At 66.8% G+C, this 13,700-nt stretch carries 15 protein-coding genes and 1 tRNA gene; 11 read left to right on the top strand and 5 right to left on the bottom strand.

The window, feature by feature from the left end; translation table 11 throughout:
• The first annotated feature begins 364 nt into the window (after positions 1–364).
• The 4 genes from GV161_RS00100 to GV161_RS00115 all read left to right on the top strand — a co-directional run bounded on the left by GV161_RS00100 (position 365) and on the right by GV161_RS00115 (position 4,273).
• The gene (locus GV161_RS00100; RefSeq protein ID WP_152012413.1) at positions 365–1,240 is read left to right on the top strand and encodes a LysR substrate-binding domain-containing protein; all 876 of its coding nucleotides are present in this window, start codon (positions 365–367) and stop codon (positions 1,238–1,240) included.
• A gap of 101 nt (positions 1,241–1,341) precedes the next feature.
• Positions 1,342–2,526, top strand: coding sequence for a cystathionine beta-lyase (gene metC, locus GV161_RS00105; RefSeq protein ID WP_152012412.1), 1,185 nt, complete (start codon positions 1,342–1,344; stop codon positions 2,524–2,526).
• A 91-nt stretch (positions 2,527–2,617) separates the two neighbouring features.
• Positions 2,618–3,637: an amino acid ABC transporter substrate-binding protein gene (locus tag GV161_RS00110; protein WP_152012411.1), complete on the top strand. Its 1,020-nt coding sequence runs from the start codon at positions 2,618–2,620 to the stop codon at positions 3,635–3,637.
• A 189-nt stretch (positions 3,638–3,826) separates the two neighbouring features.
• Positions 3,827–4,273 carry a hypothetical protein gene (locus GV161_RS00115; protein ID WP_152012410.1) on the top strand — a complete coding sequence of 149 codons (447 nt, stop codon included), beginning with the start codon at positions 3,827–3,829 and terminating at the stop codon, positions 4,271–4,273.
• 60 nt (positions 4,274–4,333) lie between these two features.
• On the opposite strand, the gene GV161_RS00120 is transcribed toward GV161_RS00115, so the two are convergent.
• On the bottom strand, positions 4,334–5,245 hold the full coding sequence (locus GV161_RS00120) for a LysR family transcriptional regulator (protein ID WP_152012409.1): 912 nt from the start codon (positions 5,243–5,245) through the stop codon (positions 4,334–4,336).
• Between the two features lie 124 nt (positions 5,246–5,369).
• Between GV161_RS00120 and GV161_RS00125 the strand changes: the two genes are divergently transcribed.
• The 7 genes from GV161_RS00125 (at position 5,370) to GV161_RS00155 (ending at position 9,019) form a co-directional block, all read left to right on the top strand.
• Complete coding sequence (locus GV161_RS00125; RefSeq protein ID WP_152012408.1) at positions 5,370–6,251, top strand: pirin family protein; 882 nt, start codon at positions 5,370–5,372, stop codon at positions 6,249–6,251.
• Positions 6,252–6,312: 61 nt separating this feature from the next.
• Positions 6,313–6,939: an isochorismate family cysteine hydrolase YcaC gene (ycaC, locus tag GV161_RS00130; RefSeq protein WP_152012407.1), complete on the top strand. Its 627-nt coding sequence runs from the start codon at positions 6,313–6,315 to the stop codon at positions 6,937–6,939.
• Between the two features lie 98 nt (positions 6,940–7,037).
• Positions 7,038–7,637, top strand: coding sequence for an NAD(P)H:quinone oxidoreductase (gene wrbA / locus GV161_RS00135; protein WP_152012406.1), 600 nt, complete (start codon positions 7,038–7,040; stop codon positions 7,635–7,637).
• Between the two features lie 136 nt (positions 7,638–7,773).
• Positions 7,774–8,052 carry a GNAT family N-acetyltransferase gene (locus GV161_RS00140; RefSeq protein WP_152012405.1) on the top strand — a complete coding sequence of 93 codons (279 nt, stop codon included), beginning with the start codon at positions 7,774–7,776 and terminating at the stop codon, positions 8,050–8,052.
• A gap of 91 nt (positions 8,053–8,143) precedes the next feature.
• Positions 8,144–8,440 carry a type II toxin-antitoxin system HigB family toxin gene (locus tag GV161_RS00145; RefSeq protein WP_152012404.1) on the top strand — a complete coding sequence of 99 codons (297 nt, stop codon included), beginning with the start codon at positions 8,144–8,146 and terminating at the stop codon, positions 8,438–8,440.
• A gap of 5 nt (positions 8,441–8,445) precedes the next feature.
• Positions 8,446–8,820, top strand: a complete 375-nt coding sequence (locus GV161_RS00150) for a helix-turn-helix domain-containing protein (RefSeq protein ID WP_152012508.1) — start codon at positions 8,446–8,448, stop codon at positions 8,818–8,820.
• 123 nt (positions 8,821–8,943) lie between these two features.
• Positions 8,944–9,019: transfer RNA gene (locus GV161_RS00155), tRNA-Ile, on the top strand.
• 20 nt (positions 9,020–9,039) lie between these two features.
• On the opposite strand, the gene mbfA is transcribed toward GV161_RS00155, so the two are convergent.
• The 4 genes from mbfA to GV161_RS00175 all read right to left on the bottom strand — a co-directional run bounded on the left by mbfA (position 9,040) and on the right by GV161_RS00175 (position 13,686).
• Entirely contained in the window at positions 9,040–10,032 is a 993-nt protein-coding gene (mbfA, locus tag GV161_RS00160; RefSeq protein ID WP_152012403.1) for an iron exporter MbfA, read from the bottom strand.
• A 132-nt stretch (positions 10,033–10,164) separates the two neighbouring features.
• Entirely contained in the window at positions 10,165–12,567 is a 2,403-nt protein-coding gene (locus GV161_RS00165) for a methyl-accepting chemotaxis protein (protein WP_152012402.1), read from the bottom strand.
• A 359-nt stretch (positions 12,568–12,926) separates the two neighbouring features.
• Entirely contained in the window at positions 12,927–13,331 is a 405-nt protein-coding gene (locus GV161_RS00170) for an acyl-CoA thioesterase (RefSeq protein ID WP_152012401.1), read from the bottom strand.
• On the bottom strand, positions 13,324–13,686 hold the full coding sequence (locus GV161_RS00175) for a hypothetical protein (protein WP_152012400.1): 363 nt from the start codon (positions 13,684–13,686) through the stop codon (positions 13,324–13,326). Before GV161_RS00175 ends, GV161_RS00170 begins: the two co-directional genes overlap by 8 nt.
• Positions 13,687–13,700: the final 14 nt, after the last annotated feature.

Genomic DNA, 13,700 nt, shown 5'->3' on the forward strand with positions numbered 1-13,700 from the left:
TTCTTGGAGTTATGCCCGCAGAACCTAAAGGAACAGGGTAAATCCGCGGTTAAGCGGCAATCCGAGCAATCGAGCGAAGGCAGAGCGCATTCCCTTCCCCCCGCTTGCGGTGGGGAAGGGTTAGGGATGGGGGGACGGAAAACGGGGCTCGGCTGTTCTTTCATGTCGCGCCAAGCGGCACTGCCCCCCACCAACCCTCCCCACCGCAAGCGGGGGGAGGGCTTGCGCTCTCCCGCAGCCGCGAACAAACCTTTCACTCCCTTGCCTTGAAGCTGCGATCTTCCCGCCAAGCAACGCCCCGGTTCCCTCGGCTCGGCGCCGCGGCTAGGCTGGCGCCGCACGACAGCCTTGGGGCGGACGCCGCTTGAACAGCCGACAGCTCGAAACCTTCGCCGCGGTCATGAAGGCCGGCACGATCTCGCGCGCCGCCGAGCTGCTCGGCGTCACCCAGCCCGGCGTCAGCCGCGCCATCGCCGAGCTGGAGAAATCGCTCGGCTTCCTGCTGTTCGACCGCATCCGCAACCGCATCGTCGCGACGCCCGAGGGCAAACTGTTCTATGCTCAGGTCCAGGCCTCCTTCCTCGGCATGGACACGCTGCGCGCCACCGCCGCCCGTATCCGCGACCACGGCGCCGGCCAATTGCGCGTCGGCTCGCTCTCGGCGCTGGGCTCGTCGCTGGTGCCGCGGGCGGTACGCCGCTTCCGTGACAGGCGCCCGGAGATCGCGGTGACGCTGATGGTGCTGCCCTCGCGCGATGTCCGCGACGGCGTCGCCTCCGGCGCCTTCGATATCGGTCTTGCCGCAGACGAGATCGACGTCTCCGGCGTCCTTCATCAGCTCTTCGTCCAGCCGCGCGTGCTTTGCGCCCTGCCACTCGGCCATCCGCTTGCCGAGAAGGAGCTGATCGGCCCGGCCGACCTGCACGACTTGCCCTTCATCGCTTATGTGCCGGAGGATCGCGCCCGCCAGCGGCTCGACCGCATCTTCGCGGAGGCCGGCGTCAAGCCGCGCATCGTCGTCGAGACCATCTACGCCGCGACCGTCTGCGCCCTCGTCGCGGAAGGCGTCGGCGTCGGCCTGGTCAGTCCCTATGCGGTCGCCGGCGCCGATCCGACCCGGCTGGTGCTGCGCCCCTTCGAGCCGGAGGTGCAGAGCCGCAGCCTGCTGATCCTGCCGCTCGACCGGCCGAAATCGCAATTGGTGCGCGATTTCATCGACTGCCTGATGGAAGTGCGCTAGCCCGCCAGGTCATAACATCCAGGCATCGAGCCATGAGTTTTGCCTGATTGCCGGCAAGGCCGCGCAGAGGGAACCTTTCTCCCACGAAAGGACCTCTTCCCATGCACGACGCGACCCGCAGCGTTCACCATCCCGTCGTCAACGAAGAGGGCTATGCCAGCCTCACCGTACCGACGCACCGCGCCTCGACCATCGTCTATCCCGACGCGGCCAGCTTCTTCGCCCGCAAGCATCGCGGCTTCGACGGTTATACCTACGGCCTGCACGGCACCCCGACGCACCGCACACTCGAAGCGCAACTGACCGCGCTGCATGGCGGCGTGCGCACGGTCCTCGTCCCCTCCGGCCAGGCGGCGGTGACCATCGTCCTGCTCTCGGTACTGTTGCCGGGCGACAAGGTGCTGATCCCCGATCAGGTCTATCAGCCGGTGCGCAGCTTCTGCGAGGACTACCTGAAGCCGCGCGGCATCGATTACGGCGTCTACGACCCGCTGATCGGCGCCGGCATCGCCGATCTGATCGACGACAAGGTCAAGCTGGTCTGGGTCGAGTCGCCGGGCTCGAACACGATGGAGGTGCAGGATATCCCCGCCATCGTGAAGGCGGCGAAGGCCAAGGGCGTGCTCGTCGGCTGCGACAACACCTGGGCGACGCCCTTGATCTTCAAGCCGCTGGCCCATGGCGTCGATTTCGCCTGCGAGGCGCTGACCAAATATGTCGGCGGCCATTCCGACCTGCTGCTCGGCTCGATCACCGTCGCCGACCTTGGCTTGCGCGAGAAACTGAAGGAGACGCTGCGCGGCCTCGGCGTCGGCGTCTCGCCCGACGAATGCCAGCTCGCTCTGCGCGGCCTGGAAACCCTGGCGCTGCGCCTTGCCCACATGGGCAAGGTCTCCGAGGACTTCGCCCGGCGCCTGACCCGCTCACCCGCAGTCGAGACCGTGCTGCACCCGGCCCTGCCCTCCTGCCCCGGCCATGAATTCTGGAAGCGCGACATGGGCCGCTCGTCAGGTGTGTTCAGCGTCGTCCTGAAGCCGGTGCCGCATGCTCTGCTGGAAAAGGCGCTCTCGGCGCTCCGGGTCTTCGCCATCGGCGCGTCCTGGGGCGGCACGCGCAGCCTGATCGCGCCGCTGGCACCCGAGGGCGACCGCACTGTCGTGCCGTGGCCGCATCAGGGCCCGTCACTGCGGATCAGTGTCGGCCTCGAGGATCCGGACGACCTCTGGAACGACCTCGACGCACTGCTGATCGCGCTGGAACAGCCGGCGACCGCCAAGGTCGCCTGAGGCAGGACGACGAAAGACGACGAACGCGGCGGGGCAGCGTCTCTGCCGCGACGGGAGAGCTTTGCCTGAAAACAACAACAGGGGATCTATGATGAAACGGACCTTGCTAAGTCTCGTTGCCGCGCTGGCGCTCGCTGCCGGTTTTTCGGCGCCCGCTTCCGCCGACACGCTCCAGATGATCCGCGAGCGCGGCAAGATCATCTGCGGCACCAGCCCCGGCGTCGCCGGCTTCTCGACGCAGGACGCCAACGGCCGCTGGGGTGGCTTCGACATCGACATCTGCCGGGCGCTCGCCGCGGTGATCTTCAACGACACCGAGAAGGCCGGCTTCGTCTCGCTGACCTCGAAAGACCGCTTGATCGCGCTGCAGGCCGGCGAGATCGACGTGCTGCCGCGCACGACGACCTGGACGCTGTCGCGCAATGCCGGCCAGGGCGTCACCTTCACCACCGTCAACTACTATGACGGCCAGGGCTTCATGGTCTCGAAGAAGCTCGGCGTCTCCTCCGCCGCCCAGCTCGGCGGCGCCTCGGTCTGCGTCGCCCAGGGCACGACCAGCGAGCTCAACCTCGCCGACTATTTCCGCAAGCTCGGCGTGAAATACGAGGCTGCCGCCTTCGGAACATCCGAAGAAGCTCTCAAGGCCTACGAATCCGGCCGCTGCGATGCCTACACCACCGACATCTCGGCCCTCTCGGCCGTCAGGATGAAGCTGCAGGACCTCGACGATCACGTCATCCTGCCGGAGGTGGTCTCGAAGGAGCCTCTCGGCCCCTGGGTCCGCACCGGCGACGAGACCTGGTTCAACCTGGTGCGCTGGACCGTCCTCGCCCTGATCAACGCCGAGGAGCTCGGCATCACAAAGGCCAATGTCCAGGAGATGCTGAAATCCTCGAACCCCGAGGTGAAGCGCTTCCTCGGCCTCGACGGCAAGATGGGCGAGGCGATGGGCGTCACGAACGACTGGGTCGTGCACATCATCTCGGCCGTCGGCAATTACGGCGAGAGCTTCGAGCGCCATCTCGGCAAGAGCTCGCGCCTGCAGCTGGCGCGCGGCCCGAACGAGCTCTGGAGCAAGGGCGGCATCCAGTACAGCCCGCCATTCCGCTGAGCATGTTCCGCAAAAGTGGGCACCACTTTTGCGGCAAGAACATGCTCAACCTTTTGATTTTGCGCGAATTCTCTTCGTTCAGCCGAGTCCGGCTGAACGGAAAGCGCGCTAGGCGGCGCGGTGGGCACACGGAACTGCCGGGCTTCCCGGCAGTTGTAGACTCCGTTGCATCACCAAGGAGTACTGACCGTGCCCGCCATCAAATCTCTCTTCGCCGGCGCTGCTGCGCTTGCCCTCGTTACCGGCACGGCCGTGGCCCAGCCGCGAACGCTGGGTCCGCAGACCGGTACGGTCAAGATCGAGCAGATCTCGGTCGCCTTCCTGGCCTCCGGCGAGCTCGGCGGCGGCACCTTCACCTATCGCGGCCGCTCCTATCCGATCTCGGTCGGCGGGCTCGGCATCGGCGGCATCGGCGCCGCACGCGTCGTCGCCAGCGGACGCGTCTACGGCCTGACCACACGCAACGACCTGGCAGGTCCCTATGTCCAGCTCAAGGAAGGCTGGGCCGTCGGCCGCGCCGGCCAGGGCCGCGTCTGGCTCAAGAACGACAAGGGCGTGACCCTCAGCCTCGACACCCGTCGCCAGGGCCTGCAGGCCACGATCGGCGCCGACGGCGTGGTGATCGCGTTCAAGTAGGCGAGACCGCCGACAGCAAGGCACTTAATGGCGGCCGGGCAAATGCCCGGCCGCTCTCGTTTAGCGGCTCTCGGCGTCCAGCCGCGCATACTCCGTCGCGAGAAAATCGAGCAGCGCCCTGACCGAGGGCAGCAAGCCGCGCCGAGACGGAAAAACGGCATGGATGATGCCGGCCCGCGGCGCCCAGTCCGGCAGGACATGCACCAGCTTCCCCGCCTTGATGTCCTGGGTCACCACCATGGTCGGCATCTGCACGACGCCGACACCCTGCAGCGCGGCATGGCGCAGCGCCACCATGTCCTCGGTGACGAAGCGCGGCTGGTGGCGGATGCTGGCCTCGGCGCCATCAGGCCCCTGCAGCCGCCATTCATGGCTCTGCTGCGTCCCGCCCCATGACAGGCTCGGCAAAGCGCCGATATCCGCCGGGACGAGGGCGCGCCCGAGCTGTGTCAGCAATTGCGGCGCCGCAACCAGGCATTGCCGGCTCTCGGCCAGCACCTTCATCACCAGTTCGCTTTCCTCCAAAGGCGGGAAACGCACTCTGATCGCGATGTCGAAGCCCTCGCGGATCACGTCGACGCGCCGATTGGTGCTTTCCAGCTGCACCTCGACCTTCGGGCAGGCAGCGAGGAAGCGGGCGATCATCGCCCCGACCTGGAAATAGAGCACGGCCGAGGGACAAGCGACGCGCACCACGCCCTGCGGCGCGGCTCGGACCCGGTCGATCGCCTCCTGCGCCGCCTCGGCCTCGACCAGCATGGCGAGGCAATGCCGGTGATATTCCCGGCCGATCTCGGTGACCGCAAAGCGCCGGGTCGAGCGCTGCACCAGCCTGACTCCGAGCCGCTCCTCCAGCAATGCGAGGCGTCGGCTCAGGCGCGAGCGCGGCATGCCCATGGCGCGGGCGGCGGCGGCGAAGCCCTGATGCTCGACCACCTGGGCGAAGAAATAGAGGTCGTTCAGGTCCTGCATCGCGCCACCATTGTCCTGCCAGTAGGACAGAGTGGCTGAACTATGCCGGCTACTGCGCTCTCTGTCCCACCAATAATCTCTTCGACAACACAGCGCCGCACGGCGCATCCGAGGAGATCAGGCCATGCGACAGGTTCGCGGCATCTACAGCAGCCCCACCGCCCATTGGGTCGGCGACGGCTTTCCCGTCCGCTCGATGTTCTCGCACGCCGCCCAGGGCGAGCATGTCAGCCCCTTCCTGCTGCTCGACCATGCCGGCCCGGCCGAGTTCGCTCCGACGGAGAAGCCTCGCGGCGTCGGCGTCCACCCGCATCGCGGCTTCGAGACCGTCACCATCGTCTACCAGGGCGAGGTCGAGCATCGCGATTCCACCGGCCAGGGCGGCCTGATCGGCCCCGGCGACGTGCAGTGGATGACCGCGGCTTCCGGCATCCTGCACGAGGAATTCCACTCGCAGGCCTTCACCCGCTCGGGCGGCACGCTCGACATGGTCCAGCTCTGGGTCAACCTGCCGGCGAAGGACAAGAGCGCCGCCCCCGGCTACCAGGCCCTGCTCGACAGGGACATTCCCGCGGTCGCGCTGCCGGATGGCGCCGGCACGCTGCGTGTCATCGCCGGCGACTATCAGGGCCATGCCGGCCCGGCCCGGACCTTCACCCCGATAGACATCTGGGACCTCCGTCTGAAGCGCGACGGGCAAACCTCGCTCGCTTTGCCGGAAGGGCGCACCCTCGGCATCGTCGTCCTGCGTGGCAACGTCCTGATCAACGGCGCCGACAAGGCCCGCGAAGCCCAGTTCGTGCTGTTAGATCGCACTGGCGGCGAAGCGACGATCGAGGCCGAGACCGACGCCACCGTCCTCGTCCTCAGCGGCGAGCCGATCGATGAGCCTGTCGCGATGCATGGCCCCTTCGTCATGAACACCCGCGACGAGATCCGCCAGGCCATGGCCGATTTCCAGAACGGTCGCTTCGGCAAGATCCCGGCCAGCAAGACTCCGGCCTGACGCCGGCACCGGCGCTGTCCGCCGCCGCGATGCCGGACATCCACGTTCACGGAGAACGACCATGACCAAGCCCTATACCCGCCTCGACAAGGACAAGGCCGCCGTCCTGCTGGTCGACCACCAGGCCGGCCTGCTCTCGCTGGTCCGCGACATCGACCCGGACAAGTTCAAGAACGACGTGCTGGCGCTGGCCGACCTCGCCAAATACTTCAAGCTGCCGACGATCCTGACCACCAGCTTCGAGGATGGCCCGAACGGCCCGCTCGTCCCCGAGCTCAAGCAGACCTTCCCGGATGCGCCGTTCATCCCGCGCCCCGGCCAGATCAACGCCTGGGACAATGAGGACTTCGTTAAGGCGGTGAAGGCGACCGGGCGAAAGCAGCTCATCATCGCCGGTGTCGTCACCGAGGTCTGCGTCGCCTTCCCGGCGCTGGCCGCGATCGAGGCCGGCTTCGACGTCTTCGTCGTCACCGACGCGTCCGGCACCTTCAACGAGATCACCCGCCAGTCGGCCTGGCAGCGCATGTCGGATGCAGGCGCCCAGCTGATGACCTGGTTCGGCGTCGCCTGCGAACTGCACCGCGACTGGCGCAACGATGTCGAGGGGTTAGGGGCGCTCTTCTCGAACCACATCCCCGACTATCGCAACCTGATCACCAGCTACACCACCGTCTCGCAGCGCGGCTGAACTGTCACGCTCGTGAGTGGACAACTGTCTTAGCAGGCTCAACCTGGGCTGCCGGACGTTCGCGCTCCGGCAGCTCGCCCCCAAGAAGGACGATTTCGATGACGAAGGTTCTGGTTCTCTACTATTCGAGCTACGGCCATATCGAGACGATGGCGCAGGCCGTCGCTGAAGGGGTGCGCGAGGCCGGCGCCGAGGCGGTGATCAAGCGCGTGCCCGAGCTCGTCCCCGAGGAGGTCGCCCGCAAGTCCGGCTTCAAGCTCGATCAGGCCGCGCCGATCGCCACAGTCGACGAGCTTCCCGATTACGACGCGATCATCCTCGGCGTCCCCACCCGCTTCGGCAACATGCCGGCGCAGATGAAGAACTTCCTCGACCAGACCGGCGGCCTCTGGTTCCAGGGCAAGCTCATCGGCAAGGTTGGCAGCGTCTTCACCTCGACCGCGACCCAGCATGGCGGCCAGGAGAGCACAATCCTCTCGACCCATACCGTGCTGCTGCATCAGGGCATGGTCATCGTCGGCCTGCCCTACAGCTTCCAGGGCCAGATGACGCTGGCGGAAATCACCGGCGGCTCGCCCTATGGCGCCAGCACCATCGCCGCCGGCGACGGCTCGCGCAAACCTTCGGAGAACGAGCTCGCCGGAGCGCGTTATCAGGGCAAGCACGTCGCCGGGATCGCTGCCAAGCTGGCCGGCTGACGCCCGGACGCACCCCAACCGACTCCGCGGCCCGGCGTTGCAGCCCGGGCCGCCTTGTCTTGGACCGCCCGGCTGAACAGACTGCCGATATGCCGGCAACCGCAACGGCGGCAACGCAGCCAGAGAGGATCGTCAGATGGACACCCGCGTCGTCGACCGCCCTGACCAGAACCGTTTCGAACTCGCGATCGGCGACGAGCTCGCCCTCGCCTATTACAAGCTCGATGGCAACCGCGTCGTGCTGACGCACACCGAGGTGCCGCAGGCCTTGTCCGGCCAGGGCATCGGCTCGCGCCTGGCGAAAGGCGTCTTCGAGCAGATCCGCGCCTCGGGCCGCAAGGTCGTGCCGCGCTGCTCCTTCATGGCCGGCTGGGTCAGCCGCCACCCGGAATATGACGACATCGTCGTGGGGTGAGGCGGCCAGGCAAGAGCAGCAGGCTGCAAGCTGTTTCCCAGGATGGGAATTTCTACTTGTTCCCAATTTGGGAAAATGTTACAGAGCACTCATGCAGGTGATCTCGCGCAAGACCCTGAAGGAATTCTGGGAGCGTGAGCCGCGTGCGGAAATGCCGTTGAGAACCTGGTACGCCATCGCCGACAAAGCTGCATGGGCAGGCCCGGCCGACATCAAGGCTCAGTTCGGGACGACGGTCGACTTCGTCGGCGACAATCGCGTCATCTTCGATATCGGCGGCAACAAATATCGGCTGATCGTCCACTTCGCCTATGCCTATCGAAGGGCTCTCATCAAGTTCGTGGGAACCCATAAGGACTACGACAGAATCGACCCGGAGACCGTGTGATGCAGATGGACATTCGTGCGATCCGCACCGAAGCGGACTATGCGTGGGCGGTCGACGAGATCGCCCGCTATTTCGACGACCAGCCCACGCCCGGCACCCCCGAGGCTGCCCGCTTCGATGTGCTGGCCGACCTGCTCAAGGTCTACGAGGACAGGCACCATCCGATCGAGGCGCCTGATCCGGTCGAGATGATCAAGCAGTGGATGGAGCTCCGCCAGTTGACGCAAAGAGACCTTGCAGCGCTCATCGGGTCGAAGTCCCGCGCCTCCGAAATCCTCAACCGCAAGCGCGCCCTGACCATGGAAATGGTCTTCAAGCTCAACCGCGAATGGCACATTCCGGCCGATATCCTGGTCGCCCCCTATCATTTGGCGGCGTGACGACGGAGCTGGATGGCATCTCGGCGCGATCGGACCTGGGAGCAAGACAGCCCTCGCATGGTCGTCCCATTTCCGGCTCGCCGGGCCGTTGCCGCTGCGCCCGGCGGATGCTAGGCCTGCCGCGGGCCGGTAGCTCAATGGTTAGAGCTCGCTGCTCATAACAGCGCCGGTGCCGGTTCGAGTCCGGCCCGGCCCACCACCTTTCGGGCGGCAACGCCCTCACGCCCCGCCGATCAGGATGCCGGCCGCCAGCACCAGCGCGCCGCCGAGCACGACCTGGAATGTCGCGCGGGCGAAGGGCGTTTCCATGTAGCGGTTCTGGATCCAGACGATCGCCCAGAGCTCGATGAAAACGACCACCAGTGCGATCGCCGTCGCCGTCCAGAAGGACGGGATCAGATAGGGCAAGGCATGGCCAAGACCGCCGAGCGCGGTCATCACGCCGGACGCCAGCCCGCGTTTCCAGGGCGAACCGCGGCCGGAAAGCTTGCCGTCGTCATGCGCCGCCTCGGTGAAGCCCATCGAGATGCCGGCGCCGATCGAGGCGGACAGGCCGACCAGGAAGGTTGTCCACGGGTTTTGGGTGGCGAAGGCCGTGGCGAAGATCGGCGCCAGCGTCGAGACCGAGCCGTCCATCAGCCCGGCGAGGCCCGGCTGCACCCAGGTCAGCAGAAATTGCCGGTGCGCGGCGGCGTCCTCCGTCGAAGCGGCCTCGCCCTTGAGATGGTCCTCGGCGAGTTCTTCCGCCTTGCTCTCATGGCCGGCCTCGGCTCGCGCCAGGTCGCCGAGCAGGCCACGCGTCTCAGCATCCGTGCTGCGGCCGGCGGCAGCGACATAGAAGTCGCGCGCCTGGCGCTCCATCGCCGCCGCCTCCTCGCGGATGCGATCGAGCCCGAGCGTCTCGACCAGCCAGACCGGCCGGCGCTGGTAGAAATCGGCGACATGCTCGCGCCGGATCGGCACCACCACTTCGCCGAAGCGGCGGCGGTAGTCGTCGAGCAGGCGGCGGCGGTGCTCGTCCTCCTCGCCCGCCATGCCGTCGAAAACCGCCGCCGAAGCCGGGTAGTCCCTACGCAGCCTTTCGGCATAGACGGCGTAGATGCGGCCGTCCTCCTCTTCCGAGGCGATCGCCAGCGCCAGGATCTCGCGCTCGCTCAGGCTGTCGAAGCGGCGCCGGCCACTCAGGCCGGCGGGCAGGAACCGAGATAGCATCGCAGTCTCCTTTAGAATGATTCTAAAATATAGATCGCACTATGCTCCCGCAAGCCGCGCCAAACGCAACGCCCCCCGCCTTGCGGCGGAGGGCGTCGTAATGTCCGGCGATATCTTATGCGTTTCGCGCGGTCAGGCCGCCCGTGCCTGCTCGTGTCCGTGCTCGGCTGCCCCGCCCTCGCGGAAGCTGAAGCGCGAGATGTGCTCGGTGAGCGAACGGGTCTGCTCGTCGGTGAGGGCGAGCGCGGCATTGGTCTCCTCGACCAGCGCCGCGTTCTGATGCGCCATGGTGCCGATGCCGTCGATCTCCTTGTTGATCGTCGAGACGTCGCTGGCCTGGCCGCGGGCGGTCTGCGAGATGCCGTTCATCAGCGCCGAGAGATCGTTGACCGAGGTCAGGATGCTGCCGAACACGGCCGAGCTCTGCTCGACTAGGCCGACGCCGACCTTGACGTCGCCATGGGCGGCCTCGACCAGCTTCTTGACGTCGTTCGAGGCGTCGGCCGAGCGTTTGGCGAGGCTGCGCACCTCGCTGGCGACCACCGCGAAACCCTTGCCGGCATCACCGGCGCGGGCCGCTTCCACAGCCGCATTCAGCGCCAGGAGGTTGGTCTGGAAGGCGATCTCGTCGATCATCGAGATCACCTCCGAGATCTTGCTGGAGGAGGTGCGGATGCGCTGCATCGCCTCCAATGCCGAGGCGACGACCTGCTCGCCCTGCTGGGCGCGCTCCTCGGCGCTCTGGGCCATGCCGACGGCGGCGGCGGCATCCTTGGCGGTTTTCTGGACATTGCTGGCGAAGGCACCGAGCTGGTTGGTCGCGACCGAGACGGCGTTGCTTTCCTCGCTGGTGCGCTCGGCGAGGTCGGTGACGCCGTCGAGGATCTCGCTGGTCGCGCTGCGCACCGCAGAGACGGTCTCCGAAAGGCGTGCCAGCGTGCTCTCGAACTCGCCGGCGAGGCTGTTGGTGCCGTTCTTGAGTTCGGCGAAGGCGCCCTGGTAGCGGCCCTCGACGCGGGCGACCAGATGACCGTCCGAGAGGTGGCCGAGGACCTCGCAGGTCTCGGACAGACCGGTCTGGACGGTCTCGAGCAGCTCGTTGACTGAAGCTGCCAGCGCATTGAGCTCGGCATCGGCGAAAGTGGCGTCGACCCGGCGGCTGAAATCGCCCTGCGCCGCTGCAGCGACGACGACGCCGAAGGCTTCGCCGAGCTCGGCCATCATCTGGCGGCGCTGCTCCTGGGCGCGCTCCTCATCCTCGACCTTGGCGAGTTCGGCGGCGCGCAACGCCACCGCATTGTCGCGGAAGAGCAGCACGCTCTTCGAGATGTCGGCGATCTCGTCATTGCCTTTCGTGTCGACGACCGTCTCGAGCTGACCGTCGGCGATCGCCTTGGTCGCGGCCCAGAGCTTGTTGAGGCGGCCGACGATCTGGCGCCGGACATAGAACAGCGACAGCGCCAGCGCGACGAGAAGCGAACCGAGGCCGATCATGCCGAGCCAGAGCTTGCTGGTCTCGATCAGCTCTTTCGTCGAGCCGACGGCGGCTTGCGCCTCGCCGCGCGCGCCCTGCACCAGGGCATCGACCTCGCGGCGCAGCTGCGCCGCAGCCTGGTCGACCTCCTTGAGGCCGCGGTTGATGCCCTCGCGGGTGGTGATGTCGCGGTTGCGGATGTCGACCAGCCCGTCGCTGCCTTCGCCGATCGCGATCAGGTCCTCGACCGTCTTGGCCCGCGCCTTGTTGGCGGTAATCTTCTCGGCGTCCGCGAGCAGCGTCCGCAGCCGGTAGGCGATGCCGTTGAAACGCTCGCGGGCGAGGCTCAGCTTCTCCTTGTCGTTGATCTGCGCGATCTCGCGGAGAACGCCGACCATCTCGTTGACATTGGCCTGCAGGGTGCGGGCCAGGTCGAAGATCGCGAAGTCGCGGTCCATCAGCGTCTTGACTGCACCGGTCAACGCCTCGCCCGAGAGCGCGGCGAGATCGTCGAGGCCGAAGGTCACCGCGAATTTGGCCTGCTCGGCCTCGCCGCTGGCGGCCTTGACGAAGGCCTCATAGGCTGTGCCGAGCTTCTCCAGTGCGGCAGCGCCTTCGGAGGCGTTGCGCAGACGCTCGCCGGTCAGGTCGTTGATGTCGTTGATCTGGCGCGAGAGACCGTCGAGCGCGGCCTGCGCCTTCTTGTTGTCGACATTGCCCTGCTCGCCGATCTTGCGGACGAGGTCGAACTGCCGAGCCTCGACCTTGTCGAACTCGCCGGTCAGCGCCGCGCGTTCGCGTACGGTCTGGACCTCCATGAAGCGCGGCGCCAGCGCGGTCGAGGCCGTCGCCGCCTGCGAGAGCTCGAGCGCCAGCTCGACCACCGGCATCTTGCGCTCGACCATCTCGGCGACGGTGCTGCCGACCCGGCCATAGGAGAACCAGGCGACCAGCGACGCCGCGATCGTCAACACCGTCAGGACGCCGAGCGCGGCATAGATCCGCGCTGCGATCCCGATGCGCGAGCCCTTCTGGCGCGCAGGCTTTCCAGTCTTCGACATTGACGCGGTACTCCTGAAGGCATCCCCGGCAGCGCGGCGCTGGCCGGGATCGGACGCGGACATGGGGGCAGGCAGCCGACGACGGTCAGCCGGGGAATGGAAATGATCTTGATGATGAGCGACAGCGGCTCGTCGGCGCGGCGCCCTGTTGCGGCGACGGCGCGAGCCAAGCTTCATGCGCCGACGGATGACGGCGGCCGATCATGCAGGACCTCCCAGCCCCTTGCAGAGCGGTCCCGATGGACCGATCGCCGGCAGAATTGCGGAGGTCCGCTTAAAGAACGCTTAAGTTGCCGGATTCTTCTGAATCACTCGGCGATGGGGCCGGTTCACGTCTCGTTAGGGTTTTGCCTCCGGCCTCACCCCGCCGACGGCACCGGGCGCGGCCTGCCCTCGTCGTCGATCGCGACGAAGGTGAAGGTCGCATCGGTGACCTTCTCGTGCAGCGTAGTGCGGAAGCGCTTGGCCCAGGCCTCGACCTGGATCTTCATCGAGGTCCGTCCGACCGACTTCACCGAGGTGTAGACGCTGAGCACGTCGCCGACCTTGACCGGGCGGATGAAGGTCATCGCCTCGACCGCGACGGTGACCACGCGGCCCTGCGCCCGGTCGACCCCGGCGATGCCGCCGGCCTGGTCCATGCGCGACATCACCCAGCCGCCGAAGATGTCGCCATTGGCGTTGGTGTCCGCCGGCATGGCGATGGTGCGCACGGTCAAGGTGCCGCAGGGCTCTTCGGCGGGTTTCACACCAGGCTCAGTCATCGTTGGCCTTCCCCTCTTCGATATGGAAGGAGTGGAGCACACGATGCAGGATCGGCGCCAGCACGAAGCCGGTGGCGATCACCACAAACAGGCCCGAGAAGATCGCATAGAGGCCGGCGAAGAGCTTGCCGGCATCGGTCTTCAGCTCGGCCACCGGCCCCATGCCGGAGAGGATCATCGCCGCGTTGACGAAGGCATCGATCCCGCTCATGCCTTCGCTGGCGGCATAGCCGATCATGCCAATGGCGAGCCCGACGACGGTGAGCGCGAGCCAAAGCAGAATCGCTCGCCCCAGACGCAGGGCGAAGCGCCGGATCGGGACCAGGCGTTCGTGACGACGCTCGAATTGTAGCATGGATTCATCCCGCC

This window comes from Bosea sp. 29B (assembly GCF_902506165.1).
In the GTDB taxonomy this organism is placed as follows: domain Bacteria; phylum Pseudomonadota; class Alphaproteobacteria; order Rhizobiales; family Beijerinckiaceae; genus Allobosea.

Coding starts and splice junctions, on each gene's coding strand:
- GV161_RS00120 (WP_152012409.1), bottom strand. CDS start 5,245: ATGCAGGACCTGAACGACCTCTATTTCTTCGCCCAGGTGGTCGAGCAT.
- GV161_RS00175 (WP_152012400.1), bottom strand. CDS start 13,686: ATGCTACAATTCGAGCGTCGTCACGAACGCCTGGTCCCGATCCGGCGC.
- GV161_RS00170 (WP_152012401.1), bottom strand. CDS start 13,331: ATGACTGAGCCTGGTGTGAAACCCGCCGAAGAGCCCTGCGGCACCTTG.
- GV161_RS00145 (WP_152012404.1), top strand. CDS start 8,144: ATGCAGGTGATCTCGCGCAAGACCCTGAAGGAATTCTGGGAGCGTGAG.
- GV161_RS00150 (WP_152012508.1), top strand. CDS start 8,446: ATGGACATTCGTGCGATCCGCACCGAAGCGGACTATGCGTGGGCGGTC.
- mbfA (WP_152012403.1), bottom strand. CDS start 10,032: ATGCTATCTCGGTTCCTGCCCGCCGGCCTGAGTGGCCGGCGCCGCTTC.
- wrbA (WP_152012406.1), top strand. CDS start 7,038: ATGACGAAGGTTCTGGTTCTCTACTATTCGAGCTACGGCCATATCGAG.
- GV161_RS00110 (WP_152012411.1), top strand. CDS start 2,618: ATGAAACGGACCTTGCTAAGTCTCGTTGCCGCGCTGGCGCTCGCTGCC.
- GV161_RS00165 (WP_152012402.1), bottom strand. CDS start 12,567: ATGTCGAAGACTGGAAAGCCTGCGCGCCAGAAGGGCTCGCGCATCGGG.
- ycaC (WP_152012407.1), top strand. CDS start 6,313: ATGACCAAGCCCTATACCCGCCTCGACAAGGACAAGGCCGCCGTCCTG.
- metC (WP_152012412.1), top strand. CDS start 1,342: ATGCACGACGCGACCCGCAGCGTTCACCATCCCGTCGTCAACGAAGAG.
- GV161_RS00125 (WP_152012408.1), top strand. CDS start 5,370: ATGCGACAGGTTCGCGGCATCTACAGCAGCCCCACCGCCCATTGGGTC.
- GV161_RS00140 (WP_152012405.1), top strand. CDS start 7,774: ATGGACACCCGCGTCGTCGACCGCCCTGACCAGAACCGTTTCGAACTC.